Origin of the sequence: Brachybacterium endophyticum, from assembly GCF_003130585.1 — a bacterium.
GTDB lineage: Bacteria > Actinomycetota > Actinomycetes > Actinomycetales > Dermabacteraceae > Brachybacterium > Brachybacterium endophyticum.
On record NZ_QFKX01000003.1, the window covers coordinates 349,060 to 370,944 of the forward strand.

The window sequence follows — 21,885 nt, forward strand, 5'->3', positions numbered from 1 at the left end:
CCCACAGCCCCACAGCCCTAGAACCATTCCGCACCACCCTTACGAGGAGCCCACGATGATCCGCCGACGCACCACACCGACTGCTTCCCAGGGACCCGACCACGAGCAGGATCGCGATCGGGGCCTCTTCCAGGGCGCCGTCATCGGCCGCCGCTCCCTCGCCTCGGCCGCCGGGGTCGGGATCATCGCCGCCGGCGTCGCCGCCTGCTCGAACGAGGACCCGCTGGCGAAGGACTCCGAGTCCGCGAAGGGAGGCGACTCCTCCGCGTCCGACGGTGGTGGCAAGAGCGGCGCGATCGTCGTCGGCTCGCAGCAGTACTACTCCAACGAGATCATCGCGGAGCTGTTCGCCCAGGCCCTCGAGAGCGCCGGCGCGAAGGTCGAGCGTCAGTACCAGATCGGCCAGCGCGAGGTGTACGTCCCCGAGCTGAAGAAGGGCTCGCTCGACGTGATGCCCGAGTACCTGGGGAACCTGCTGCAGTACCTCGACGAGAAGGCCGCGAAGGGCACCGCCGAGGATCTCGCCGAGGGGCTCTCCTCGGCCCTTCCCGACGGACTGCGGGCCCTGCCCTACGCGAAGGCCACCGACCAGGACTCCTACTCGACGACCCAGGAGTTCGCCTCGCAGAACTCCCTGAAGGAGATCGGCGACCTGGCGGGGCAGAAGGACCTGAAGATCGCCGCGAACCCGGAGTTCGAGGAACGGCCCTACGGACCCAAGGGAGCCAAGAGCCAGTACGACGTGGACATCAGCGTCGTGCCGGTCTCCGACTCCGGCGGGCCGCTCACCCTGAAGGCGCTGATGGACGGCAAGGTCCAGATCGCCGACATCTACACCGCCGACCCCTCGATCGTGAAGAACGACCTGGTGGTCCTCGAGGACCCGAAGGTGATGGTGCTGCCCGAGAACGTGGTCCCGATCGTCTCGGAGAAGGTCGACGACAAGGGCGCCGCCGCGATCAAGAAGGTCACCGACGCGCTCACCACTGAGGAGCTCATCAAGCTCAACACCCGGAGCGTCGACGACAAGACCGATTCGAAGACCATCGCGAAGGACTGGCTGGAGAAGAAGAAGCTGCTGAAGTGAGGGCGTAGGGCGTAGGGCGGGGCGGCGGCCCGGCGGTCGGCGGCCGACGGCCCCGCGGCCCCGCCCCGTCCACCACTTGCGATCGTCCGCCCCACACCTGCGTTATCCACATTCCCATGCCTGCTCTGTCCGCGCATCGTCGCGCTGACTAGACTCGAGATATCTCGCGTGACCAGCGCGGATACTCCGATTCGCGGGCGCAGAGCAGGGGAGGTGGGGGGACATGGGCACGACGGAACTGCCGACGGCGCAGGGCGTCCTCGACGTGCCCGCCGACGTCTCCCGCCCCGGCGTCTTCGCGATCCTCGATGAGCTCGAGCAGATGTCCCCTCGCGTCCTCGAGGACCTCCACGCCCACGACTGCTCCCGCGATCCGGCACCTGCGCCCCAGGGCGTGCGACCGCTGCGCAGCGTCGACACCCCGCGCCCTGTGTGCAGGGACGTCGCCGCTCGCCGGATCTCCCCGCGTCCCGATGTGCAGCTCACGGAGCGGGTGCACGCCCTCTGGGACGACGGTGCCCAGGAGGCGAGCGACCTCGCCCGGCGCCTTCTCCTGCTCGCGCCCTCCTGGCTGGACCGTGAGGCCGGCGGTACGGATCCCCACGTGGTGGAGGCGGAGGACCTCACGGTCGCCGTCGCTCTGCGCTGCACGCGCACCCAGGCTGGGGCGGCGATCCGAGAGGCCCATCGAGCGGTCGATCTCCTGCCCCGCTGTCTGCAGGCCCTCGAGACGGGCGAGTTCCCCGCGGCGTGGTTCCGCACGCTCCTCGAGCGGACGCGCCGCTTCACCGACGCGGAGATGCTGCTGGTGGACGTGACGGTCTCCTCGTGGACCCTGGGCATCACCCCCGAGCGGTTCACGCGTGAGCTGAACGCCCTGCTCGCCATGATCGAGGGGGCTCAGCCCGAGCCGGCCTCCCTCGACCCGGAGTCGCGTCGCAGGATGGTGGTGGATCCCGGGCGCAGCGCCGGAACCGCGTGCCTGCGGATCATCGGTCCGGCCCCGGAGATCATGGCGCTCGCCGGGCGCTTCGACCAGGCGGCGCGAGCAGTCCAGGACGCGCAGCGCCATGCGCTGCGCGAGGGCACCGGGATCCCCCTGGATCCGGACGGCCAGGTCGAGCGTGAGGGCATGCCTCTCTCCCTCGCCCTGATCCGCTACCACCTCGCCCACGCGGCCTCTCTCGACACCGATGGTGTCACCGTGCCCGAGGCCCGGTTCCGGTTGAACGTGCTGGTGCCGTTCCTGACCCTCGCAGGCGGGGACGACGCGCCGGGGATGCTGGAGGACGGGACCCCGATCCCAGCTGCGATGGCACGGGAGATCGCGGGCGCTGAGAAGGACTGGTTCCGTGTGCTGACCGACCCCTCGAGCAGCGAGTTCCTGCCCTGCCCCGCCCAGCGCTACCGACCCACGGACGCGATGCTCGAACACGTGCGCCTGCGCGGCCGGACCTGCGCCGTCCCGGGCTGCACCCGGAGCTCCTCGATCGCCTCCGAGGCCGACCACATCATCGAGTACGACCACGCCGATCCCGCCGCGGGCGGCCGGACGGAGATCGAGAACCTCCACCTGCTGTGCTGGTTCCACCACGCGATGAAGACCTCCGGCCTGCTGGACCCCACCCGCATCGACGCCGACAGGTCTCCCACGGGCAGGCGGGGCACGCTCTGGGACATCCAGGAGCGGGTGCAGATCTTCCGCGAGGACGACACCGACCTGCTCACCGTCGAGACCGTCGCCGAGCTCACCTCCGTGTGGGACTCCCTCGAGCGCTCCCGCGCCGAACACACCGACCGTCACGCCGCGGATCCGCCGACGTCGCCGCCGGTCCCGTCCCCGGCAGGCCAACCGGCGCCGTCCTTCGCGCCCCGGCCCGGTCCACGGATCGTCTCCCCGGAGAGGTCCTGGCGTGAGACCGCCGAATTCCGCGCCGACCACGAAGGACCGCGTCCCCTCATGCCGCTGCGTCCGGGCAGCTCCGGGCCGCCGCCGTTCTGAGACCGCCCCTCACCTCACCCGCGTGCACACCACCGGGCGCTTCGGCGCGCCCGGACCCGGGTGCCCCGGTCTGCGCGCCCTGGTCTGCGACCTCCCGTGACATCCCCAGCGGATGGTGGCACGGTGGGGGCATGACTACGAACGAGACCAGCATCTCTGTCAGCCGCATCATCGACGCCGCCCCCAAGGAGATCTTCGCGATCCTCTCGCTGCCGGCCCGCCACCACGAGTTCGACGGTTCGGGCTTCGTGCGAAACGCCGAGGACACCGAGCGCATCACCAAGGTCGGCGAGCAGTTCGTCATGAACATGGAGGGCGAACACATGGGCGGGGAGTACAAGATGTACAACCACGTCACCGCTTTCGACGACGGCAAGATGATCGGGTGGAAGCCCGCCAACGAGGACGCCAAGGACGACCCCAAGGGCTGGGAGTGGCTCTACACCCTCGAGCCCGAGGGCTCGGACTCGACCCGCGTCACCCTGACCTACGACTGGTCGGACGTGACCGACAAGGACCTGCTGCACATCTTCCCGCTCGTCTCGGAGGAGCAGCTGGAGCAGTCCCTGAAGGATCTCGCGGGAGCCGTCGCCGGCAGCTGATCGGCGCCGGGAGCCCCGACTCCTGATCCTCCGGACCCGCCCGGGTGGCGAAAGCGCCGCCCGGGCGGTTCTCTGTCCGGGATCGCCTCACCGCCTCCCCGCCTCACCGCCTCCCCGCCTCCCCGCCCGGCCCCGCCTCACCCCAGATGCGTCAGCCGCGTCGCCGTCACCTCGTCCATCACCACGTCGGTCGCGCATCCGGCCAGCAAGGCCGCCCGCAGCGGCGCAGCCTTCCTCGGGCCCGCCGCCACGAGCACGCGTCGGGGGATGCGAGCCAGGTCCGCCGGCGTCGGGCCGGTCCCTCGCGCATTCAGCGGCACGTCCTCCCAGCTGCCGTCGGACCGCAGGAACGTCGTGCACACGTCCCCGACCACCCCGTCCGAGCGCAGGTCGTGCACGTCGCGCGCCGAGAGGTAGCCGCTGGTGTAGACGTGGCTGGGAACCTCCGCGTCGAAGGCGCCCACCCCGAACACCGCGAGCCGGCACCGCGACTGCAGAGCGAGCACCTGGCGCACCGAACGCTCGCGCCACAGAGCCTCGCGCGTCTCGGGATGGTCGAAGAACGCCGGCACCGGGAACAGATGGACGTCCGCGCCCCACGACGAGGCCGCCTGCGCGAGCACCGAGGAGACGTAGCCCAGCCCCGATCCCTGCGGATTGATCGCGCCGTTCAGCTGCACGATCGCCAGGCCCGGCACCGGGCGCACCTCGGCCGCCTCCACGAGCGCGGCGACCGTCGTCCCCCACGCCATCCCCATCACCGAGTCGGGCTGCTGCAGCGACTGCACGAGCGCCGCGCCCTCCGCCGCCACCGCGTCCAGGCGCTCCCTCTCGGTGTCCTCCGGGGCCGACGGGACCACGCGGACCCGAACCCCGAAAGCCTCCGCGACCTCCTTCTGGAGATCCCCGGCCCGCCGCGCGCCCGGCGCGTGCAGGCTCACCCGCACGATCCCCTCCTCGCGGGCGGAGGAGAGCAGCCGCGAGACCGTCGAGCGGGAGATGTTCAGGTGGGAGGCGATCGCCTCCATCGTCTGGCCCTGCTGGTAGTACATCCGTGCAGCCTCGAAGGCGGCGTCCCGGCGCGCATCCGCTCTCATTCTCGCAGTCTTGCACATCCGTGCAGCCAGGTTGCCTCGCGCGCACATCGTCCCGATCATGGTTCCACCGGCCACAGGAGGCCGGGCGACCGCATGCCCTCTGAGGGGCCGTGCTCGCCAGGACTCCCGACCGACCGGGCGTCGTCGCCACGCGATGACGCACAGCTGTCGAAGGAGCGCACGTGCCGTCCCCGAACGCCACCACCCTGTCCGCCGCGAGCCGCGCCGAGCACCTCGAGCGCCTGCGGGCGGCCACCGCCGAGAATCCCCTGGACGTCCTCATCGTGGGCGGCGGCGTCAACGGGGCGGGAGCGGCCTTCGACGCGGCCGCACGCGGCCTCGACGTCGCCGTCGTCGAGGCGCACGACTGGGCCAGCGGCACCTCCTCGAGGTCCTCCAAGCTCATGCACGGCGGCCTGCGCTACCTGCAGATGCTCGACTTCAAGCTCGTCGCGGAGGCGCTGCGCGAGCGCGACCTGATGCTCACCCGCACCGCGCCCCATCTCGTGAAGCCCATCAGCTTCGTCTTCCCCTTCTTCAAGCGGGTCGTCGAGCGCGCCTTCATCGGCTCCGGCGTGATGCTGTACGACGCGATGCAGTCCATCGGTCGCAAGCGCGCGGTGCCCTTCCACCGCCACCTCTCCCACCGCCGGATGCTCAACGTGTTCCCGGCGCTGGATGGGGAGAAGATCGTCGGCGCGCTGGAGTACTACGACGCACAGGAGGACGACGCCCGCTTCGTGATGATGCTGGTGCGCTCGGCCGTCGAGCACGGTGCGGCCGCCACCAGCTACACCTCCGTGGTCTCCTACCTGCACGAGGGGGAGCGCGTGGTCGGCGCCCGGATGCGCGACGAGGAGACCGGCGAGGAGTTCGACGTCCACGCCACCCAGACCATCCTGGCCGCCGGCGTCTGGACGGGCGAGGAGCAGGACCGCGCCGAGGCCACCACGGGCCTGGAGGTCCTCGCCTCCAAGGGCGTGCACATCACCGTCTCGCGCGACCGGATCCCGGCCGCGCCCGACACCGGCATCATCACCCAGACCGAGAAGTCCGTCCTGTTCATCATCCCGTGGGACGAGTACTGGGTCATCGGCACCACGGACACCCCGTGGAAGGAGGACCCGGCGCACGTCGCGACGACCTCCGACGACATCGACTACGTCCTCGAGCACGCCAACGCCGTGCTCGGCCAGGACCTCACCCGCGGCGACGTGATCGGCACGTACGCCGGCCTGCGGCCGCTGCTGCAGCCGGTGAAGGACTCCGGCGGGGCCTCCACGAAGGTCTCCCGCGAGCACACCGTGATGGAGGTCGAGCCCGGCCTCACCGCGATCGCCGGCGGGAAGTACACGACCTACCGCGTGATGGCTGAGGACGTCGTCGACTTCGCGATCTCCAAGGACTTCCCGGGGCGCCCGTCCCTCACCACGTCTATCCCGATCCTGGGCGCCCAGGGCTTCGAGGGGATCCGCCGCGAGAAGGGCGAGATCCAGAAGGCCTACGGCTTCGACGACGTGCGCGCCGATCGGCTGCTCATGCGCTACGGAACCCTGCTGCGGGACGTGCTGGCGCTGATCGACGAGGACCCCTCGCTCGCCGAGCCGCTCGAGCAGGCGAAGCGCTACCTGCGCGCCGAGATCGTCTACGCGGTGCGCGCCGAGGGCGCCCTGCACCTGGCCGACGTCCTGATCCGCCGCACGCGCCTGGACTACGAGGTCCGCGACCGCGGTGTGGGCGCCGCCGAGGAGATCTCGCAGCTGATGGCCGCCGAGCTCGGCTGGGACGAGAGCACCCGCGCCCGCGAGGTCGAGACCTACCGTGCTTTCATCGACGCCCGTCTGGCCGGCGAGTCCAGCCACAGCGACGCCGAGGCCGCCGCGGCGGTCGGAGCCGTCCAGGAGGTGCCCACCCGCTGACCACTCCGGGCCCCGGCGCCCGATCTGCCCCGCGCGCGGTCCCGATGGCCGCGCGCGGGACCTTCCCGACAGCCGCGAGGATGCGGCATCCCACTCGACGAGGAGACATCATGGGAACCATCGGAACGATCCTGATCTACGAGATCATGGGCACCGCGATGCTGACGCTGCTGGGCTGCGGCGTGGTCGCGAACCACGCCCTGGCGAAGACGGGCGGCCACGGCGGCGGCCCGCTAATGATCCACTGGGGCTGGGGCCTCGGTGTTTTCGCCGGCGTCTGGGCCGCGTACAAGACCGGGGCGCACCTGAACCCGGCGGTCACCGTCGGGCTGCTGGTCTCGGGGGCGGACGAGTACGCCAAGGGCATCCCGATCACCGTCGGCACGACGCTCACCTACTTCGCCGCCGAGATGATCGGCGCGTTCCTGGGCGCCGTGCTGGTCTGGCTGGCCTACCGCAATCACTACGACCAGACCGAGGACCAGGCCACCGTGCTCGGCACGTTCTCGACCGCCCCCGGCATCCGCAGCTACGGCTGGAACGTCGTCACCGAGGTCATCGGCACCTTCGTGCTCGTGTTCATCATCCTGAACTTCGGCAACACACCGGTGGACCTCGGACCGCTCGCCGTCGCCCTGCTGGTCGTCGGCATCGGCGCCTCGCTCGGCGGGCCCACGGGCTACGCGATCAACCCCGCTCGTGACCTCGGTCCCCGGCTCGCGCACGCCGTCCTCCCCATCAAGGGCAAGGGCGGATCGGACTGGGGCTACTCCTGGGTCCCGATCGTCGGCCCTCTGATCGGCGCGATCATCGCCGGCCTCGTCGTCCTCATGGGATTCTGATCGGACACCTGCCGACGCCCTGCGCCGGACCCACCACCATCATCACCGCGGCACAGAAACTGTAGGAGCTTCCATGACTGAGCAGACGCAGTACATCCTGGCGATCGACCAGGGCACCACCTCGACCCGCGCGATCGTCTTCGATCACGACGGGCAGATCGTCTCCTCCGGACAGAAGGAGCACGAGCAGATCTTCCCGAAGTCCGGCTGGGTCGAGCACGATCCGGTCGAGATCTGGCGCAACACCCGCGCGGTCGTCGCCGACGCGCTGCAGCAGGCCGAGATCAACCGTCACCAGCTCGCCGGGGTCGGCATCACCAACCAGCGCGAGACCGCGGTGGTCTGGGACAAGACCAACGGCGAGCCCGTGTACAACGCGATCGTCTGGCAGGACACCCGCACCCAGCGGATCTGCAACGAGCTCGGGGGCGACGAGGGCGCCGACAAGTACAAGGAGCGCGTGGGCCTGCCCCTCGCCACCTACTTCTCCGGCCCGAAGATCAAGTGGATCCTCGACAACGTCGAGGGCGCGCGCGAGAAGGCCGAGGCCGGGGACCTGCTGTTCGGCAACACCGACTCGTGGGTGCTGTGGAACCTCACCGGTGGCCAGAACGGCGGCGTGCACGTCACCGACGTCACCAACGCCTCGCGCACGATGCTGATGAACATCGACACCCTGGACTGGAACGAGGACATCGCGAAGGACATGGGCATCCCGACGTCCATGCTCCCCGAGATCAAGTCCTCCTCCGAGATCTACGGGTACGGGCGCAAGAACGACCTGCTCATCGACACCCCGATCGCGGGGATCCTCGGCGACCAGCAGGCCGCGACGTTCGGCCAGGCCTGCTTCGAGGTGGGCCAGGCCAAGAACACCTACGGCACCGGCAACTTCATGCTGATCAACACCGGCGAGGAGCTCGTGCGCAGCGAGAACGGGCTGCTCACGACGGTGGCTTACAAGATCGGCGACGCCAAGCCGGTCTACGCCCTCGAGGGCTCGATCGCCGTCACCGGCTCGCTGGTCCAGTGGGTCCGCGACAACCTGGGGCTCATCAAGAGCGCCCCGGAGATCGAGGACCTCGCCAAGAAGGTCGACGACAACGGCGGCTGCTACGTCGTGCCGGCGTTCTCGGGGCTGTTCGCGCCGTACTGGAAGTCCGACGCCCGCGGCGCGATCGTGGGCATGACCCGCTACATCAACAAGAACCACATCGCGCGGGCGGCACTGGAGTCCACGGCCTTCCAGTCCGCCGAGGTGCTCGAGGCGATGAACGCGGACTCCGGGGTCGACCTCACCGAGCTGAAGGTCGACGGCGGCATGGTCCAGAACGAGACCCTCATGCAGTTCCAGGCCGACATCCTGGGGGTGCCCGTGGTGCGTCCCAGCGTCATCGAGACCACCGCGCTCGGTGCCGCCTACGCCGCCGGCATCGCCGTGGGCTTCTGGGAGGGCGAGCAGGACGTCATCGCCAACTGGTCCGAGGGCAAGCGCTGGGAGCCCGACATGGACGACGAGACCCGCGAGCGCTCGCTGCGCCTGTGGAAGAAGGCCGTCACCAAGACCTTCGAGTGGGTCGACGAGGACGTCGAGGCCGCGAACGAGTGAGCAGCTGACACCGCCTCCACGGCAACGGGGCGGGGAGCCGGTCGATCCGGCTCCCCGCCCCGTCCTCGTGTCCGGGTCCTTGTCCGGGTCTCAGATCTCGCGGACGTCCTGCTCGCGCACGAACACGAAGCGGTGGTTCAGGCTGATGCGGAGCCACCGCGTGCGGTCACGCACCCACCGTCCGCCGGTGCCGTCGAAGTCCGGGCCCCAGTAGTAGGCCCCGTGCACCTCGTCCTCGACGACGTAGGCCTGGTCCGCAGTGAGCTGGTAGGGGAGAGGATCCGTGGTCGAGGGCTCGAGGCCCACCGCCGCGAACGCCTCCGGTGCGGGGTAGGCCGAGCCGAAGACCTGCAGGGGCGAACCTCTGCGTGCGGTCACCAGGCGCGCGCGGCGCGGTCCCTTGGCGATGGTCGGGGCGCCGCCGGCGTCGGTGCGGGCCACCCAGCCGATCTGCCCGCCGACCCACAGGCCCACCCAGCCGTCTCGCTGCTCGGCGATGGCGAAGGACTGGCCGTGGGCGAGCTGCGTGCCCCAGTCGCAGATCCGGTCGCTGCCGCCGTTCGCGGTATCGTCGGCGCCGAGCGCCGGGTCCGCCAGCAGGGGCGCGTCCTCGCGGGGCTCCGTGCGCACGAGCACCGAGGACGAGCCGTGGGCCGGCAGGGCCCCGCCCGCGTCGTCGCAGCTGGTGAAGCTCAGGGTGTTGGTCCGCAGCGAGGGTGCGACGGTCGCGGTGCCCCGCAGGCGACGGGCGGTCGCGCGCGGTGTGCGGATGCCGGAGGCGGTCATCAGCGCCTCCCAGTCGAAGTAGGCACCGGGATCCCAGTGCATGTCGGCCTGGCCCGCCGCCGAGGAGCCCGGGATGTCCTCGTGGGCGACGACGTGCTCGCGGTCCTGTGGGATCCCGTAACGCCGGCAGAGGTAGGAGATCAGGGCGCCCGTGGCCTCGTACTGGGCCGCCGTGAAGGAGGCGGCCTGCTCCGCGTAGCCGATGATCTCGATGCCGATCGAGGACTGGTTGAAGGTCCAGTTGCCCGCGTGCCAGGCCAGGTCCTCCACGCGCACCATCTGCGTGATGTGCCCGTCCTCGCGGATCACGTAGTGGGCGGAGGTCTGGCTCGTGGGGTCCTGGAAGATCCCGATGGTGCCCTCGTCGGTCTCCTCGGTGTCGTGGACGACGATGCTCGTGATGTCCCGGGCGCGCCGGCCGCCCAGGGTGTAGTTGGAGAAGTCCTGGGGGTCCTCGCCGGTCTGCTGGTACGCGGCGAGCTGCACGTCGCAGGAGACGCCCTGCGGGCAGTCCGGCGGGAAGGGGGCCAGAGGAGGGGCGAGCCTGCGCGGGTGGTCATGGTCGTGGCCGTGATGGTGACCGTGCTGATGACGGTGCCGTGACCCGCGGCCGCGCAGGTCCTCGAGGTCCGGTCCGTCGGCGGGGGCGGCCTCGGCGGCGACCGGCGCGGCGAGCACGCTCCCGGTGAGCGCGGCCAGGGCTGTCCGGCGGCCGATCTGCGAGGGGTTCGGGGAACGGGTGGGCATGAAGACTCCTTCGTCGACTGCCGACGAGTGTTCCACGTCCCCCGGCTCTCAGTCCTCCACTCGCCGAGCGAGGGCGTGGACCAGGTCCTTCGTGCTCGGGTAGAGCTCGCGGAAGGATGCGTAGAGCTCCTCGTAGGTGCCCTCGGCCGCGGGATCGGGGGTGACCACGTGGTCCCGCGGGTTCCAGTCCGCGGTGTCGGAGAGACCCACCAGTCGGGCCGCCATCCGTGCGACGCCGTAGGCGGCGCCGACGGTGTGCTCGGGGATCTCCTGCGCGACGCCGGTGACGTCGGAGACGATCTGCGGCCACAGGCCGCCCTGGATGCCGCCGCCGACGGCGACCACGCGCTCGGGCGTCACGCCCGCGGCGGCCATCTCCTCGAGGTGGTGGCGGACGCTGAAGGCCGCCGCCTCGAGGGCCGCGCGGTAGAGGTCCCCGCGGGTGTGGGACAGGGTGAGGCCGAGGATCGCCCCACGCGCGTCGGGGTCCATGATCGGCGAGCGCTCGCCGGCGAAGTACGGGAGCATGAGCAGGCCGTTCGCCCCCGGACCGCTGCGCTCGGCCTCGGCGATCAGGGTCGTGTGGTCGGCGCTGCCGGTGAGGTCGCGCAGCCACGAGGTGATCGCACCGGAGGTGGCCGTCCCTCCGGTGAGGGCGTGCGTCTCCTCCCGCAGACCTGCGGAGGCCCACAGGGTCCTGCTGCGTGCGCTCTCCCGGGTGGTCGCGATGAGGAACATGGAGGTGCCGTACATGACCATGCAGTCGCCGACGTCGTCGGCTCCCACGCTCACGGCCTCTGCCCAGGCGTCGATGGTGCCGGTCGCGACGGGGGTGCCGGGGCTGATCCCGGTGAGATGACGGGCAGCGTCCTCGGTGACCTCGCCGGCCGCATCGCCCGGCATCCGCAGCGCCGGCCACTCCACGCCGGGGGCGAAGCGTTCGCAGCGCTCCGGGTCCCAGCTCGCCGTCGCGGGGTCGTAGAAGGGGGCGGTCTGGCTCGCGCTCGGGAGGTCCAGGACGTACTCGCCGGTCAGCCGGTGGGCGAGGAACGAGGAGGGCATGAAGAAGCGACGGGTGCGGTGTGCGCTCGGACCGGGCTGCTGCAGGGCCCACATGATCTTCGGCCCGGCGGCCTGCGAGCTCAGCGCGAGACCGGAGGTGGACAGGATCTCGTCGACACCGAGGGCGTCCTCGAGCTCGCGGATCTGTGCGCTCGCCCGGGAGTCGACGCCGTAGAGGATGGCGGGCCGGACGGGTTCGCCGACGGCGTCCGCGGCGACCACGGAGGGTCCCATCCCGGAGACGCCGATCGCCGCCACCTCGACGTCACCCTCGGCCAGCAGCTCGTCGCTGATCGAGACGAACTCGCGCCACCAGACCTCCGCGTCCATCTCGACGTGCCCGGGGTGCGGGCGCGAGACCACGTGCTCGCGGACCGCGCGGCGCAGGACGGTGCCCTCGGGGGTCACCAGCACGCCCTTGCTCCCGGAGGTTCCCACGTCGAAGCCGAGCACGACCACGGGGTGGGATGGCGACATGCGGTCCTCCGGCTTCTCCGCGGCCTGCGCGGAAGCGTTGCAGGTGGTGGGTTCACGTGCGCGACACCCGCAGTTGGTCCGCGCGACACGATGGACCATCCTGCCACGGGGCCACTGCCCCTACAATCGCCAGGAACTGCGGGCCGCGAGGAAGGGGACGGTGTGCTCGAGACCGATATGGACCTGCGCCTCCTGCATCGTGCGGCGACCGCGTACTACGTCGACGACCTGCGTCAGGCCGAGGTGGCGGAGCGCCTGGGGATCTCCCGCCCGACGGTGAGCAAGCTGCTCTCCGAGGCCCGGCGCATCGGCATGGTCCGCTTCGAGGTCCTGGACCCCGACGACGTCGACGTGCGCGACCTCGCCGCGCAGGTGCGCGACGTGCTCGGGGTGCGCGGGGTGCGGGTCGCCCCGGGGGACCAGCGCGAGCGCGGGTTCCGGGGGCTGGGAGAACTGCTGGGCGAGGAGCTCAGCTCCCTCGGGCTCGCGGAGGGCGAGGCGGTGCTGCTCTCCTCGGGCAAGACGATCCACGCCGTGTGCGACGCCCCCGGGCTGCCGGACCTGCGGGGCGCGATCCTGGTCCCGACCGTCGGCGGGCAGCAGGAGAGCGACCCCTGGTTCCAGACCAACGAGCTGGTGCGGCGCTTCGCCGATCGCACCGGGGCGACGCCGCGCTTCGTGTTCGCCCCGGCGCTGCCGAGCGCGAGCCTGTGGGAGTCCCTGCAGGCCGACCCGAGCTACCGCGGCATCACCGAGCAGTGGGACCGGGCGCGGGTCGCGGTCACGGGTGTGGGTGCTCCGTACCGCAACCGCACCAGCCTGACCTCCGTGGTCCCGCGCGGGGACTCCTCGCTCGCCCGGGCGGAGGGCGACATCTGCCTCCACTTCCTGGACAGCGCCGGCCGGGAGGTCGGTTTCCCGGGGGACGACCGCCTGGTGCGCCCCTCCCTCGAGCAGTTGCGTCGCGTCCCCACGCTGATCGCGCTCGCCGCCGGGGAGGACAAGATCCCCTCGATCCTCGCGGCCTGCCGGGCCGGATTGATCTCGACCCTGGTGACCGACGCCGAGACCGCCGAGGGCCTGCTCGACGCGGCGCTCTGAGGCCGCGCACACACGTCCCGAACAAACGTGCTTGACGATTGTTTAGGTCGCTCCTACTGTGATCCAGGACATCAACGCGTGCCCGCAGCGTCGCACCGCGGATCCCTCCGTGCGCTCTGACCGGGCATTTCGAAGGAGAGATCGGTGATGAGCGAGTTCCCGAAGACCATGAAGGCCGTCGTCATGCACGCCCCGGAGGACTACCGGCTGGAGGACATCGCCGTCCCCGTGCCGGGGGCCGACGAGCTGCTGATGAAGGTCGAGGCCGTGGGTGTGTGCGCGAGCGACCTGAAGTGCTACCACGGGGCGAGCAAGTTCTGGGGCGACGAGAACCGTGATCGCTGGGTCGAGCCCGGCATCACGCCCGGCCACGAGTTCGTGGGGGAGATCGTCGCCGGGTCGCCGGAAGCGCTGGAGCTGCACGGCGTCCAGGTCGGCGACCGGATCGCCTGCGAGCAGATCGTGCCGTGCGGCGAGTGCATGTACTGCCAGCGCGGCTGGTACTGGATGTGCGGGCCGCACGACATGTTCGGCTTCAAGCACTACAACGGCGCGATGGCCGAGTACATGATCGTGCCGCCGCTCGCCCGCGCCCACAAGGTCGGCAAGTCCGTGCCGGCCCACCACGCGGCCTTCGCCGAGCCGCTCTCGTGCTCCCTGCATGCCGTCGAGCGCGCCCAGCTGACCTTCGACGACGTGGTCGTCGTCGCCGGCAGCGGTCCCATCGGCCTGGGCGCGATCATCGGCGCCGTGCACAAGAACCCCAAGATGGTCATCGCGCTCGACTTCGACGACCACAAGCTCGAGCTCGCCAAGAAGTGCGGCGCCGACCTCACGCTGAACCCCTCGAAGGTCGACGTGTACGAGGAGATCCGCAACCTCACCGGCGGCTACGGCGCCGACGTCTACATCGAGTGCACCGGCCATCCCAGCGCCGTCGGCCAGGGACTGAACCTGCTGCGCAAGCTCGGGCGCTACGTCGAGTACTCGGTGTTCAAGGAGAACACCTCGGTCGACTGGTCGATCATCTCCGACGACAAGGAGCTCGACGTCCTCGGCGCGCACCTCGGCCCGCACTGCTGGCCGGCCGCGATCAAGATGATCGAGTCGGGAAGCCTCCCGCTCGACGACATCTGCACCCACCAGTTCGGGCTCGGCGAGGTCCAGGAGGCCCTCGACAAGGTCGGCGACTCCGCCGGCGCCTCCGTCAAGGTCTCGATCGTCCCCGGGCGCTGACCGGATCCGATCTGGTCGGCGAGAACGCCATCAGCACGACGTGAGTCGTCGCCATCAGCGACTGAGCGCACGGGCGAGGCGGTCCGGATGCCGCGGGACAGGGTCACCGGCACCCGGATCGCTTCCCCACGCGCCCACGAACATTTGTGCTTGACGTATGTTCATGTCTCTCCCTAGGGTCGGTCGCGTCATGGGCACGCGTGTGGTCATCGCGCCGCCCCCACTGCACGAAGGAGTGTCCCTATGAGCGCTGCCGAATCGGCCGTCCGCACCGCCGGAGGCGGTGAGCGCGAGTCCTTCCTCGATCGACTCGGCATCCCGCACCCCTTGCGCTGGGGGTTCCTCGGTGTCCTCATCTTCATGACGGGCAACGGCATCGAGTCGAACTTCGTCTCGCCGCACATCGCGCACACGCTCGGCGGCGGTGATCCGACCGCGCTCGCCGCTCGCATCATCGCCGCGTACAGCGCGGCCGTGCTCATCGGTTCCTACCTGGCGGGTGCCCTGGCGGACCTCATCGGCCCGCGACGGGTGATGGCGCTCGGGTTCGGGGTCTGGGTCGTCTTCGAACTCGCCTTCCTGGGGTCGCTCCAGCTGGAGAGCACGTGGCTCGTGGCCCTCAGCTACTTCTTCCGCGGCTTCGGGTTCCCGCTGTTCGCCTTCGCCTTCCTGGTGTGGATCAACCACGTCGTGGACAAGGAGCGCAACGGCACGGCCGTGGGCTGGTTCTACGTCATGTTCACGGGCGGCCTCCCCACCCTGGGGTCTCTCGTCGCGCGGTTCATGATCCCCTCCTTCGGCGGAGGGCCCGGTGGCGAGGCCTGGACCATGTTCGCCTCGACCGGGCTGATCCTGATCGGCTTCCTGATCGCGCGGTTCGGGGTCCGCGAGAAGCACGGCACGATGAGACTGGCTCCCGCCGGGGAATCCGCGCCAGGCGTGATCCTCGCCGGCCTGCGCCTGACGTTCACCAACGGACGCATCGCGATGGGCTTCCTGACGCGACTGATCAACACCGCGCCCGAGTTCGGCATGTTCATCATCCTGCCCAACGTCATCGCCGGCACCGTCGACGAGGGCGGCCTGGGGTGGACCCAGTCGCAATGGCTCCTGATGACCACCGTCGTCTATGCCGGCAACATCCTGTTCAACGCGGCCTTCGGTGCCCTCGGCGACAAGGTCGGCTGGGTCAAGACCGTGCGCTGGTTCGGCATCGTCGGCTCGGCCATCGGCCTGCTGCTGTGGTGGTACGTCCCGCACATGGTGCCCGCCGGCTCCGACTGGGGCTTCGCGGTCTCCGTGGCCGCCGGCACCGTCTTCGGCATCATGCTCGCCGGCTTCGTGCCGCTGGGCGCGATCATGCCGGCCATCGCCCCCAAGGAGAAGGGTGCCGCGATGGCGATGTACACGACCGCCGCGGGCGGCGCGACCTTCCTCGGCAGCTCGGTCGTCGCGATCGTCCTGCCCTTCGGTGGCAACGTCGGCGTGGTCTGGGCCTTCGTGGTCCTCTACGCCTGCGCCTTCCTCATGACCTTCTTCCTCAAGGTGCATCAGCCCCGGCTGCACGGGCCGGTCGTGGAGGACTGAGCGTCCCGCACCGCTCCCGGCCTCCGAGCTCCGAGGCCTGCGCCGACCACGAGCACCGACCACATCATCTCCTCGAAAGGACACACCCCATGAGCACCCCCACCGAGATCTTCGACCTCACCGGAACCGTCGCCCTGGTCACCGGTGGCGCGAAGGGCCTGGGCCTGGCCATGGCCACCGGTCTCGCCGAGCACGGCAGCGACATCGCGCTGGCCGACATCGACGACGAGACCGGTGAGGCGGCCGCCTCCGCGCTCGCCGAGGCCACCGGCCGCACCGTGCGCTACTACCACTGCAACGTCATGGACCGCGAGGACGTCAGCGGCCTCGTCGACCGGGTCGTCGCCGACCTCGGCCACATCGACACCCTGCTGAACAACGCGGGGCGCACGATCCACCAGCCCCTCGAGGAGGTCACCGAGGACAACTGGCGCGCGGTGATGGGGCTGAACCTCGACGCCGTCTTCTTCGTCATGCAGGCCGTGGGCCGTCACATGCTCGAGCGCGGCAGCGGCAGCATCATCAACACCGGCTCGATGAGCGGCATCATCGCGAACGTGCCGCAGGCACAGGCCTCCTACAACGCCTCCAAGGCCGCCGTGCACAACCTGACCCGCTCGGCCGCGTGCGAGTGGGCCGAGAAGGGCCTGCGCGTCAACGCGATCGCCCCGGGCTACATGCGCACCGAGCTGACCCGCGGGTTCTACGAGGAGGGCGGCCCGCAGATCGACCAGTGGAACATGATGACGCCGATGAGCCGCCCCGGGGAGCCCGAGGAGCTCAAGGGTGCCGCGGTGTTCCTCGCCTCGCGGGCCAGCACCTTCGTCACCGGCTCGGTCCTCAGCGTCGACGGCGGTTACACCGCGGCCTGAGTCCGTTCCCCGTCGGCCGGGCCCGTCCAGGTTCGGCCGACGCCGATCCGTCCCGTCCTCCGCCCGTCCTTCCACGTCGCGTCCTTCAACGGAGAGAGCACAGCGCCATGACCTACCTGTTCGATGACCCCACCGAGTTCCCGGGCTCGGCCGTCGAGGGCCTCGTCGCCGCCCATCCCGAGGAGCTGATCGGCGTCCACGGCGGCGTCGTGCGCCGCGAGGCGACCCCGAAGGGGCAGGTCGCCCTCGTCGTGGGCGGCGGCTCGGGGCACTACCCGGCCTTCGCCGGCTGGGTGGGCCCGGGCTTCGCCCACGGCGCCCCCTGCGGCAACATCTTCTCCTCGCCGTCCTCCGACCAGGTCTACTCCGTCGCGCGGAACGCCGAGAACGGCGGTGGGGTGATCCTGGGCTTCGGCAACTACGCGGGCGACGTCCTGCACTTCGGGGTCGCCGCCGAGAAGCTGCGCGCCGAGGGCGTGGACGTGCGCATCGTCAAGGTCAGCGACGACGTCGCCTCCAACTCCGAGGAGAACCACCGCGATCGACGTGGCATCGCCGGTGACCTCGTCGTCTTCAAGATCGCGGGAGCCGCGATCCAGGAGGGCGCCGACCTCGACGAGTCCGAGCGGCTGGCCCAGAAGGCGAACGACGCCACCCGCTCGCTCGGCGTCGCCTTCGACGGCTGCACCCTGCCCGGGGCCGACGAGGCCCTGTTCCACGTCCCCGAGGGGAAGATGGCCGTCGGCCTCGGGATCCACGGCGAGCCCGGCATCGACGAGGTCGACATGCCGAGCGCCGAGGACCTCGCCCGACGTCTGGTCGACGGTGTCCTCGCCGAGACCCCCGAGCTCGACTCCGAGCGGGTGGCCGTGGTGCTGAACGGTCTGGGAACCGTGAAGTACGAGGAGCTGTTCGTCGTCTACGGCCACGTCGCCCGCATGCTCGGGGAGGCAGGTCTGACGATCGTGCGGCCCGAGGTCGGCGAGCACGTGACCAGCCTCGACATGGCAGGACTCTCGCTCACGGTCATGCGCCTGGACGACGAGCTCGAGCGGCTCTGGCTCGCCCCCGCCGACACCCCCGCGTTCCGTCGCGGCGTGAGCATCGAGGGGCCGACGGGCGAGGAGCGGGGCGAGGTCTACACGCCTGGTGAGGACCCGATCCCCGAGGCGAGCGAGGAGTCCCGCTCGAGCGCCGCCCGCATCGTCGAAGTCCTCGAGGACCTGCAGGGCAAGCTCGAGGAGTGGGAGCTGGAGCTCGGGCGCATGGATGCTGTCGCGGGCGACGGCGACCACGGGCAGGGCATGGTGCTCGGGATCCGCGGAGCCCGGGCCGCCGCTGCGAAGGCTCACGACCACGGGGCCGGCGCGCGCACCGTCCTGGTCCAGGCCGGCTCCGCCTGGTCGGCCGAGGCCGGCGGGACCTCCGGTGCCCTCTGGGGCGCCGTGCTCACCAGCCTCGGCAGCGCGCTGGCCGACGACTCGGCCGTCACGCCCGAGCAGCTCGTCGCCGGGATCGTCCAGGGCATCGAGGCCGTCGAGCGCCTGGGCGGCGCGAAGGTCGGCGACAAGACGATGGTCGACGCGATGGTCCCGTTCCGCGAGTCGCTGACATCCGCAGGCACGCCCGACGACCTCGCCGCCGCCGGAGCCGCGATCACCACCGCCGCCGAGGCCGCCGCCGAGGCCGCCGAGGCGACCAAGGACGTGGCAGCGCACCTCGGCCGCGCCCGAGTGCTCGGCGACAAGTCCGTGGGCACGCCCGACCCGGGCGCCGTCTCCTTCTCCCGGATCGCCGCACGGGTCGGGGAGATCGTGGCCGACTGAGGTCGTCGCCGACTGCGTCTGTCGCCGACTGCGCCCGTCGCCGGGCGGAAGGTTTGGCGGGCGGAAGGTCCGCCGGGCAGGAGGTTCGCCGGGCGGGAGGTCCGCCGGGCAGGAGGTTCGGCGGCTGCGCTGCATCACCACCGGGCACGTGTCACGGCACGCCCGGACGGTCCGTGTCCCATCGGACCTCGACATCACGAAGGAGAGCGTCATGACCTGGAACATCGTGGTCGGCGGGGACAACGCCGGGTTCGGGTACAAGGAGGAGCTGAAGAAGCTCCTGGAGGCTGATGACCGTGTGGGCACGGTGACCGATGTGGGCGTGACCGGTCGTGAGGACGGCACGTACTACCCCAATGTCGCGATCGAGGCGGCCGAGCTGGTCGCTGCCGGGGATGCGGATCGTGCGCTGTTGATCTGCGGGACGGGTCTGGGCGTGGCGATCTCGGCGAACAAGGTCAAGGGCATCCGTGCGGTGACCGCGCATGATCTGTATTCGGTTCAGCGCAGCGTGCTGTCGAACAATGCGCAGGTGCTGTGCATGGGTGAGCGCGTGGTGGGTCTGGAGCTGGCCAAGGAGCTGGTGAAGGTGTGGCTGGATCTGGAGTTCGATCCGGAGTCGTCCTCGGCGGCGAAGGTGGATGCGATCTGTGCGTATGACGGGTCGCTTGAGGAGGGGTGATCGCTGGTGGGGCGGGGCCCGCGGGGCGAGGCTCCGCGGGTTCCCGCGCGGCCCGGCATGCTCCGGAGTCGGCGTTGGGCTGATCGTGAGCGGTTGGGCGGGCTTCGGCGGGACTAATAGCGCATCATCTGCCATATATGGCACACGATGCGCTATTAGTCCCTTCCAGGCCCTGACCTCTCCCGGTAGTCGGCCTGGCCACCCCGCGAAGGCCCTGATCTCTCCTCACAGCCGCCCCTGGCCGTCCTCCCCGCCGCGTCGCCAACCCCGCACCACCCCCGATGTGGCGTTGGTCCTGCGCACGTCCCCGCCCCGTCCCCTCGACGCGCGCCGATCCTAGGCTGGCCGCACCAGCACGCCGCTGGGCCACCGATGGACGGAGTGCCATGACCGCAGCGCCCGCGCGCACCGCGCCCTCAGGGCCGTCCTCCTCCCGCGAGGCACGCCGCGTCACCTGGGCCTCCCTCGTCGGCACCTCCCTCGAGCAGTTCGACTTCTACCTGTTCGGGTACTTCTCCGCCTTCTTCGTCGGCCCCCTGTTCTTCGAGCCGCTCGGCGCGGCCGGCGCCACGCTTGCCTCCTTCAGCACCATCGCCGTGAGCTTCGTGATCCGGCCCGTCGGCGCGATCGTCTTCGGACACATGGGGGACCGGCTGGGCCGACGCGCGACGCTGCTGTGGACGGTCGCCGTAATGGGCGTCGCGACCGGGCTGATCGGGCTGCTGCCCAGCTATGAGCAGGCCGGATGGCTCGGCGCCGTCGGTCTGGTGGTGCTCCGTCTCGCCCAGGGGATGTCGCTGGGCGGCGAATGGGGCGGCTCGGTCCTGCTCGCCGCCGAGCACGCCCACCCGCTGCGCCGCGCCCTGTACGCCGCGATCCCGCAGCTGGGCTCGCCCGTGGGGTCCATCCTGTCGGCAGCGGTGTACCTGCTGCTGATCGGCGTCATGCCCAGCGACCAGATCGCGGCCTGGGGATGGCGCCTGCCGTTCCTCCTGGCCTTCCCGATGCTCCTGGTCTCGCTGTACCTGCGGTTGCGGGTGGACGAGACACCGGTGTTCTCGAAGCTCAAGGGCGCAGGGGGCCGCGACCGACTCCCCGTGCTGGACATGCTGCGCGCCCGTCCGGCCGGCGTGCTGATCGCGATCTGCTCCGCGCTGCTCGGCATCGGTTCGTACTCGCTGATGAACACGTACACCATGAACTACGGCTCCGAGGTGCTGGGCTACTCCCCGTTGCAGCTGCTGATCGCCACCACCATCGGATCCCTCCTGCAGCTGGCGACGATCCCTCTGTTCGGGCTGCTCGCGACGCGGATCGGGTCGGCCAGGGTGGTCGGCATCGGGGCGCTGGGCAGCGCCCTGATCGCGGTCCCGATGTACGCGCTGCTGCCCTCCGCCGGATTCGGGGTGCTGGTCGGGATGATGATCATCGGGGGGATCCTGCCGACGATGTCGTGGGCGGCGCTCGGCGGCCTCATGAGCGACCTGTTCGACGAGCGGTTCCGCTACTCCGCGCTCTCCCTCGCCTATGCCATCGCCGCCACGGCGAGCGGCTTCGTCCCGCTGCTCACGGCGGCGCTGGGCCGCGCCACCGACGAGGCATGGTGGCACCCGGCGCTGATGCTCATCGCGATGTCCGCCCTCACCCTGCTGGGCGCCGTCCTCGCCGGGCGGCGCGCCCCCAGCGGCGCGCTGGGCAGCAGCGGCGTGGCCGACGGCGCCCTGGACCGGGGCGCCGCGCGGAGACGCTGACGGTTCGGCGACGCGTCTGTGAGGATGACGGGATGAACGAGCTGCTGCCGGATCCCGTCTACTTCGCGGGTCTCCCCACCGTGATCACCTCCGGTGCCGTCCTGCTGCGCGACGAGCACGGCCGGGTGGTGATCGAGAAGCCGAACTACCGCGACCACTGGCTGCTGCCCGGCGGTGGCGTCGACGCGGGGGAGGACGCCCGTGAGTGCGCGCGGCGTGAGGTCCAGGAGGAACTCGGTCTCCGGCTCGAGATCGGGCGTCTCCTCGCCGTGCACTGGATGCCCTCGCGGGCGAGCGTGGGCGCCCCCATGGGCGCCCATTTCCTGTTCGACGCCGGCGTCGTGCCGGCCGAGCGTCTGCAGGCGGAAGTGGTCCCGCAGGTCGCGGAGCTCGACGACTGGCGGCTGGTCGAGGAGGACGAGCTCGACCTCCTCGGCGCGTGGGGCGCATCACGCGCGCGGCGCGGGCTCGCGGTCCTTCGCGGAGAAGCCGAGGTCGACCTGGTTCCGGCCCTGTGAGCAGGAGGATCGTCGCCTCGTCGCGAGGGGATTCACAGCGGATTTGACAGCTCCCGCGGGCGCGGATCGGCGCGGAACGCTG

The 21,885-nt window shown here is 70.7% G+C and carries 17 protein-coding genes; 14 read left to right on the plus strand and 3 right to left on the minus strand.

Going from position 1 to position 21,885, the window contains the following annotated elements; all coding sequences use genetic code 11:
- Window positions 1–55 precede the first annotated feature (55 nt).
- From DEO23_RS10390 to DEO23_RS10400, 3 genes are all read left to right on the plus strand, one after another.
- On the plus strand, window positions 56–1,087 hold the full coding sequence (locus tag DEO23_RS10390) for an ABC transporter substrate-binding protein (RefSeq protein ID WP_109275940.1): 1,032 nt from the start codon (window positions 56–58) through the stop codon (window positions 1,085–1,087).
- A 223-nt stretch (window positions 1,088–1,310) separates the two neighbouring features.
- Window positions 1,311–3,089: an HNH endonuclease signature motif containing protein gene (locus DEO23_RS10395; RefSeq protein WP_109275941.1), complete on the plus strand. Its 1,779-nt coding sequence runs from the start codon at window positions 1,311–1,313 to the stop codon at window positions 3,087–3,089.
- Between the two features lie 131 nt (window positions 3,090–3,220).
- Window positions 3,221–3,691, plus strand: coding sequence for an SRPBCC family protein (locus DEO23_RS10400; RefSeq protein ID WP_109275942.1), 471 nt, complete (start codon window positions 3,221–3,223; stop codon window positions 3,689–3,691).
- 137 nt (window positions 3,692–3,828) lie between these two features.
- Here the strand turns inward: DEO23_RS10400 and DEO23_RS10405 are convergent, their stop codons facing one another.
- Window positions 3,829–4,788 carry a sugar-binding transcriptional regulator gene (locus tag DEO23_RS10405; RefSeq protein WP_109275943.1) on the minus strand — a complete coding sequence of 320 codons (960 nt, stop codon included), beginning with the start codon at window positions 4,786–4,788 and terminating at the stop codon, window positions 3,829–3,831.
- Window positions 4,789–4,970: 182 nt separating this feature from the next.
- On the opposite strand from DEO23_RS10405, the gene DEO23_RS10410 reads away from it, so the two are divergent.
- The 3 genes from DEO23_RS10410 (at window position 4,971) to glpK (ending at window position 9,158) form a co-directional block, all read left to right on the plus strand.
- Window positions 4,971–6,707: a glycerol-3-phosphate dehydrogenase/oxidase gene (locus DEO23_RS10410; protein ID WP_109275944.1), complete on the plus strand. Its 1,737-nt coding sequence runs from the start codon at window positions 4,971–4,973 to the stop codon at window positions 6,705–6,707.
- Between the two features lie 119 nt (window positions 6,708–6,826).
- Window positions 6,827–7,549 carry an MIP/aquaporin family protein gene (locus DEO23_RS10415; protein WP_109275994.1) on the plus strand — a complete coding sequence of 241 codons (723 nt, stop codon included), beginning with the start codon at window positions 6,827–6,829 and terminating at the stop codon, window positions 7,547–7,549.
- A 73-nt stretch (window positions 7,550–7,622) separates the two neighbouring features.
- On the plus strand, window positions 7,623–9,158 hold the full coding sequence (gene glpK, locus DEO23_RS10420; protein ID WP_109275945.1) for a glycerol kinase GlpK: 1,536 nt from the start codon (window positions 7,623–7,625) through the stop codon (window positions 9,156–9,158).
- 90 nt (window positions 9,159–9,248) lie between these two features.
- On the opposite strand, the gene DEO23_RS10425 is transcribed toward glpK, so the two are convergent.
- A complete protein-coding gene (locus tag DEO23_RS10425; RefSeq protein WP_109275946.1) occupies window positions 9,249–10,691 on the minus strand; it encodes an N-acetylmuramoyl-L-alanine amidase in 1,443 nt (480 codons plus the stop codon).
- A 48-nt stretch (window positions 10,692–10,739) separates the two neighbouring features.
- Window positions 10,740–12,230, minus strand: a complete 1,491-nt coding sequence (locus DEO23_RS10430) for an FGGY-family carbohydrate kinase (protein ID WP_109275947.1) — start codon at window positions 12,228–12,230, stop codon at window positions 10,740–10,742.
- A 162-nt stretch (window positions 12,231–12,392) separates the two neighbouring features.
- Between DEO23_RS10430 and DEO23_RS10435 the strand changes: the two genes are divergently transcribed.
- The 8 genes from DEO23_RS10435 (at window position 12,393) to DEO23_RS10470 (ending at window position 21,803) form a co-directional block, all read left to right on the plus strand.
- Entirely contained in the window at window positions 12,393–13,331 is a 939-nt protein-coding gene (locus tag DEO23_RS10435) for a sugar-binding transcriptional regulator (RefSeq protein WP_109275948.1), read from the plus strand.
- A 147-nt stretch (window positions 13,332–13,478) separates the two neighbouring features.
- Window positions 13,479–14,567 carry a zinc-binding dehydrogenase gene (locus tag DEO23_RS10440; protein ID WP_109275949.1) on the plus strand — a complete coding sequence of 363 codons (1,089 nt, stop codon included), beginning with the start codon at window positions 13,479–13,481 and terminating at the stop codon, window positions 14,565–14,567.
- A 243-nt stretch (window positions 14,568–14,810) separates the two neighbouring features.
- Window positions 14,811–16,154 (plus strand): RbtT/DalT/CsbX family MFS transporter, encoded by a 1,344-nt coding sequence (locus DEO23_RS10445; RefSeq protein ID WP_109275950.1) that lies wholly within the window; start codon window positions 14,811–14,813, stop codon window positions 16,152–16,154.
- Window positions 16,155–16,243: 89 nt separating this feature from the next.
- Window positions 16,244–17,026 (plus strand): SDR family oxidoreductase, encoded by a 783-nt coding sequence (locus DEO23_RS10450; RefSeq protein ID WP_109275951.1) that lies wholly within the window; start codon window positions 16,244–16,246, stop codon window positions 17,024–17,026.
- A gap of 107 nt (window positions 17,027–17,133) precedes the next feature.
- Complete coding sequence (locus DEO23_RS10455) at window positions 17,134–18,852, plus strand: dihydroxyacetone kinase family protein (protein ID WP_109275952.1); 1,719 nt, start codon at window positions 17,134–17,136, stop codon at window positions 18,850–18,852.
- Window positions 18,853–19,063: 211 nt separating this feature from the next.
- Window positions 19,064–19,534 carry a ribose-5-phosphate isomerase gene (locus DEO23_RS10460; protein ID WP_109274078.1) on the plus strand — a complete coding sequence of 157 codons (471 nt, stop codon included), beginning with the start codon at window positions 19,064–19,066 and terminating at the stop codon, window positions 19,532–19,534.
- 386 nt (window positions 19,535–19,920) lie between these two features.
- Window positions 19,921–21,285: an MFS transporter gene (locus DEO23_RS10465; RefSeq protein ID WP_109275953.1), complete on the plus strand. Its 1,365-nt coding sequence runs from the start codon at window positions 19,921–19,923 to the stop codon at window positions 21,283–21,285.
- A gap of 32 nt (window positions 21,286–21,317) precedes the next feature.
- Window positions 21,318–21,803 carry an NUDIX domain-containing protein gene (locus DEO23_RS10470; RefSeq protein WP_109275954.1) on the plus strand — a complete coding sequence of 162 codons (486 nt, stop codon included), beginning with the start codon at window positions 21,318–21,320 and terminating at the stop codon, window positions 21,801–21,803.
- Window positions 21,804–21,885: the final 82 nt, after the last annotated feature.

Coding starts and splice junctions, on each gene's coding strand:
- DEO23_RS10390 (WP_109275940.1), top strand. CDS start 56: ATGATCCGCCGACGCACCACACCGACTGCTTCCCAGGGACCCGACCAC.
- DEO23_RS10395 (WP_109275941.1), top strand. CDS start 1,311: ATGGGCACGACGGAACTGCCGACGGCGCAGGGCGTCCTCGACGTGCCC.
- DEO23_RS10400 (WP_109275942.1), top strand. CDS start 3,221: ATGACTACGAACGAGACCAGCATCTCTGTCAGCCGCATCATCGACGCC.
- DEO23_RS10405 (WP_109275943.1), bottom strand. CDS start 4,788: ATGAGAGCGGATGCGCGCCGGGACGCCGCCTTCGAGGCTGCACGGATG.
- glpK (WP_109275945.1), top strand. CDS start 7,623: ATGACTGAGCAGACGCAGTACATCCTGGCGATCGACCAGGGCACCACC.
- DEO23_RS10425 (WP_109275946.1), bottom strand. CDS start 10,691: ATGCCCACCCGTTCCCCGAACCCCTCGCAGATCGGCCGCCGGACAGCC.
- DEO23_RS10430 (WP_109275947.1), bottom strand. CDS start 12,230: ATGTCGCCATCCCACCCCGTGGTCGTGCTCGGCTTCGACGTGGGAACC.
- DEO23_RS10440 (WP_109275949.1), top strand. CDS start 13,479: ATGAGCGAGTTCCCGAAGACCATGAAGGCCGTCGTCATGCACGCCCCG.
- DEO23_RS10445 (WP_109275950.1), top strand. CDS start 14,811: ATGAGCGCTGCCGAATCGGCCGTCCGCACCGCCGGAGGCGGTGAGCGC.
- DEO23_RS10450 (WP_109275951.1), top strand. CDS start 16,244: ATGAGCACCCCCACCGAGATCTTCGACCTCACCGGAACCGTCGCCCTG.
- DEO23_RS10455 (WP_109275952.1), top strand. CDS start 17,134: ATGACCTACCTGTTCGATGACCCCACCGAGTTCCCGGGCTCGGCCGTC.
- DEO23_RS10460 (WP_109274078.1), top strand. CDS start 19,064: ATGACCTGGAACATCGTGGTCGGCGGGGACAACGCCGGGTTCGGGTAC.
- DEO23_RS10465 (WP_109275953.1), top strand. CDS start 19,921: ATGACCGCAGCGCCCGCGCGCACCGCGCCCTCAGGGCCGTCCTCCTCC.
- DEO23_RS10470 (WP_109275954.1), top strand. CDS start 21,318: ATGAACGAGCTGCTGCCGGATCCCGTCTACTTCGCGGGTCTCCCCACC.